Genomic DNA, 3,772 nt, shown 5'->3' with positions numbered 1-3,772 from the left:
CTCTAATATTCATTGCTCCAAAAAATTGGGAAACTTCAGCTTTTTTAATACAGACACTTCATGTCATCGGAAAAACGCGAGCCGCTGCCTTCGGGCACCCGGCTGGACTACTACAAGGTACACAAGCTCATCGGCAGCGGTGGGTTCAGCCTCATATACCTTGGTGAAGAGGAAGATTCCCATGACGAGGTGGCAATCAAGGAGTACATGCCCAAGCGTTTCGGCAACCGTAATGAGAAAGGCGAGATCATATTTGCCAATGAAGAGGCCAAGGACAAGTTCTACCGCGGCCTGAGGCTGTTCTTTCTCGAAGCCAAGGCGCTGGCCATGTTGCGCCACCCCAATATCGTCAATGTGCGCAACTGTTTTCTGGACAATGAAACCGCCTACCTGGTCATGGACTACCAGCCGGGCAAGAATCTCGGCCGTTATATCAAGCGCCGCAAGGGGGGGCTCAGTACACGCTTTCTCATGACCGTTTTCCCGCCCCTGCTGGACGCCCTGGAACTGATTCACAACGCACAGCACCTGCACCTGGATATCAAGCCCGGCAATATCCATATCCGGCCGGGAGGAAGGCCGCTGCTGCTGGATTTTGGCGCAGTTTATCATCTGAGCACCGAAGGCAAGAAAAAGGCGCAGGTTATTACCCCCGGCTTCTCGCCCATAGAACAATACCGCGGCATCAGCAAAGTCGGTCCCTGGACAGATATCTATGCCATCGGTGCGAGCATGCGCACCTGTATCGAAGGAAAGCCGCCACCGACAGCCATCGAGCGTCATGCCAAGGACACCATGGTGCCCGCGGTGGAAGCCTTTGGAAAACGTTATCCGCGTCACATTTTGCAGGCTATCGACCATGCCATGGAAATCGACCCTCAAAAACGGATACAATCTGCCGCTCTATTGCTAAAGCAACTCAATAAAGATCAAGCGTGTCTTCGGCCTCGTGATAGATTTTGGGACATCCCAGTCCCCAAAATCGACTCGGCCTTTGACAACCTATTGGTGCCCCAGCCGTCCTGGTCACCAAGCACTACACAACAACTTCGCAAGCTCGTTGCTGCTCCGTACTTGGCTCCCAATGACTGGACGCCGCGTTCGGAGACCTACTTTGTTTTCCCTCTGGCGCAAGGCACGCCGGGAAAACAGTGCGGCCTCGCGGCTACTGGGGTCTACCAGCCTTCGCTTCGCTCTCCATGGCTGGCAGCGCCGGCGAAATCCGGCGCTCGCAAGGCAGGCTGATGGAAACCGCACGCATATCACTGCAGGGTGACCGCTCCAACAATCAGGACCGCTGTGCCATCTTCAATTATGGGCAGAGCTGCCTGATGGTGCTTGCCGACGGACTGGGCGGTCATCCCAGAGGCGAGGTCGCTGCCCAGATCATGCTCAACGTGTGTGAACAGCTTTTCACCAAGACCCCCAAACCCATCAGCAGCCCCCAGTTCTTCTTTCATCATTGCGTTGCTCACGCCCATAAGCTGATCAATCAGTATGGGCAATCCCAGGATCCGGTGATCACTCCGCGCACCACTGTGGTGATGGCGCTGATCCAGGACGGCAACTGCTACTGGAGCTACGCCGGTGACAGCCGCTTCTACCTTTTGCGGGACAACGAAATCATCCTGCAATCCACGGATCACAGCGTACCCCAGCGCAATGCCCGGGGAGAGGAAAATCCTGCCAACCGCGCCCTGACCCGCTGTGTCGGTGGCCAGCGCAGCGCACCCATGCCTTCCACGGAACCACCATTTCCGCTTCAGCCTGAAGATGTGCTGCTGCTTTGCTCCGATGGCCTGTGGAGTCAGCTGCCCCAGCAACAGCTGGTAGAAACCCTGTGCAACGTCTTTCCCCTGAAAAAGGCCCTGCACATGCTCAGTTCCTCAGCCGAGAAGAACGGCCAGTCCCGCAGTGACAACATCAGCGCCCTGAGCATTCGCGTGGATGACAGGAACTGCGGTATGCACGCCGTATCCTATGCGGGAGACAGTGAGAATGAATTGCTGTCCGCCATCGATCATCTCAATACGCTGATTACCGAAAATATTGCCGAGGGCTGAGATTTCGACAGCCTCCTTTTTCAGAAAGGTACCGTACTGCTCCCCGAACCCGCATCCGGCCCCGGACCTTGCCGGAAACTCCTTGGCGCCGAAGGAGACGAGACGGTAACATCACCCGCAATCCCGTATTCACAGAGGAAAGATCCATGAGACCCAGCGGCCGCGCCGACGATGAAATGCGCCCAGTCAGTTTTATCACCCGCTTCACCAAACACGCAGAAGGTTCCGTTCTGGTCAGCTTTGGCGATACCCGCGTCATCTGCACAGCTACCGTGGAGGAACGCACACCCCGCTGGATGGACAAAGATCAGGGCGGCTGGGTCACCGCCGAATATGGCATGCTGCCACGTTCCACCAACAGCCGCATGGGACGCGAAGCCGCCCGGGGAAAACAGGGTGGGCGCACCATGGAGATACAGCGTCTTATCGGGCGCTCCCTGCGTGCTGCCATGGATCTGAAAAAGCTCGGTGAGCATACAATCACGCTTGACTGCGACGTGATACAGGCAGATGGCGGCACACGTACAGCATCCATATCCGGCGGATTCGTCGCCCTGGCGCTGGCGGTGGATCAGCTGTTGAAAAAAGGACGATTGCAGGAAAACCCCATCATCCACCATGTGGCTTCCGTTTCCACAGGCATCTATGCGGGCACGCCTGTGCTGGATCTGGACTATGCCGAGGATTCCAATGCAGAAACCGACATGAACGTGGTAATGAATGAAAACGGCGGTTTCATCGAGGTACAGGGTACCGCGGAAGGCGCCGTGTTCAGTGGCGAAGAGATGAACCGGATGCTCGCCCTGGCGGACAAGGGCATCAAGGAAATCATTGCCGAACAGCAGAAGGCGCTGGAAGTCCCGTCAAGCTGACGGCCTGCAGGCTGCTCTCAGGTCAAATCCATTGGGGGCACAACAACTCCCGTTTTTTCAGCGCTCCGCAGGCAACGCAAGGACAGGCGGTCAAAAGGACACCGAGGCAGGCATTCCCTTCCAGCGCACATCGCGCTGCAGGGAATGCAGCAACGGGGTGACGTCGTCACCGGCATGGCTGACCACAGCCATGCTTCCCCATTCCGTTGGAACCAGGCTGCCTGACAGCGAAACGGCAGCCACATTCTGCGCCCTGGGCACATGCTCGCCAGGCATCAGCAGAACCGTCACCGGCCCGTGAATACCCTGCACCACCAGATGCATACCCCGGCCTTTGCGTATCCAGCAGGGAGCCGCCGCCGTGATGTCCCTCGGAATGGCCACCAGGCTGAATTCCATGGGTGTGAGCACTTTCATCAGCTCCATTTCACCGAGGGGCCGCTGCCGGCCCAGCATTTCCGGTTCTTTCTGGATGTGGCGCACCACAAGCTGGGGCAGATTTTCGGCAGAAAACAGCTGTTGGGCAAGGTTGAATCCGGCTATGGACACACCGATCAGCAGCAGCACCGATGCGGCCCTGACCCAGGTCTGGCGCCACCAGCCGGTTGAGCGCTGGATCACCGTACCCGCTTCCAGTTCCTTTTCCGGCTGCACTGAAACGGCCGCACGCAGGATAGCTTCGAATTCCTGGGCCTGCCGCCATTCACGGGCACAGGGAATGCAATGATCGCGGTGTTCGAGGAAATCACGCTCCCCGCGGAAAGGATCTTCCATCAACAGGTTCTGGAATTGCTCACAATTCATGGTGGTATGTTCCGGCTGCAGTTAGTATTAACC

At 57.3% G+C, this 3,772-nt stretch carries 4 protein-coding genes; 3 read left to right on the top strand and 1 reads right to left on the bottom strand.

What is annotated here, in order from left to right; translation table 11 throughout:
• Window positions 1–60: 60 nt before the first annotated feature.
• The 3 genes from ACOCD2_RS14180 to rph all read left to right on the top strand — a co-directional run bounded on the left by ACOCD2_RS14180 (window position 61) and on the right by rph (window position 2,935).
• Window positions 61–1,245, top strand: coding sequence for a serine/threonine protein kinase (locus ACOCD2_RS14180; RefSeq protein WP_293647457.1), 1,185 nt, complete (start codon window positions 61–63; stop codon window positions 1,243–1,245).
• Window positions 1,200–2,063 carry a PP2C family protein-serine/threonine phosphatase gene (locus ACOCD2_RS14175; RefSeq protein WP_293647455.1) on the top strand — a complete coding sequence of 288 codons (864 nt, stop codon included), beginning with the start codon at window positions 1,200–1,202 and terminating at the stop codon, window positions 2,061–2,063. Before ACOCD2_RS14180 ends, ACOCD2_RS14175 begins: the two co-directional genes overlap by 46 nt.
• A 146-nt stretch (window positions 2,064–2,209) precedes the next feature.
• Window positions 2,210–2,935 (top strand): ribonuclease PH, encoded by a 726-nt coding sequence (gene rph, locus ACOCD2_RS14170; RefSeq protein WP_293647453.1) that lies wholly within the window; start codon window positions 2,210–2,212, stop codon window positions 2,933–2,935.
• Window positions 2,936–3,025: 90 nt separating this feature from the next.
• Here rph and ACOCD2_RS14165 read toward each other — a convergent pair whose 3' ends face one another.
• Entirely contained in the window at window positions 3,026–3,739 is a 714-nt protein-coding gene (locus ACOCD2_RS14165; RefSeq protein ID WP_293647451.1) for a DUF3379 family protein, read from the bottom strand.
• Window positions 3,740–3,772: the final 33 nt, after the last annotated feature.

Source organism: Thiolapillus sp., assembly GCF_048562965.1.
Taxonomy (GTDB): Bacteria; Pseudomonadota; Gammaproteobacteria; order Chromatiales; family Chromatiaceae; genus Thiolapillus; species Thiolapillus brandeum_A.
Note: the sequence above shows the minus strand (reverse complement) of the source record. Positions and strands in the feature narration are given on the sequence as shown.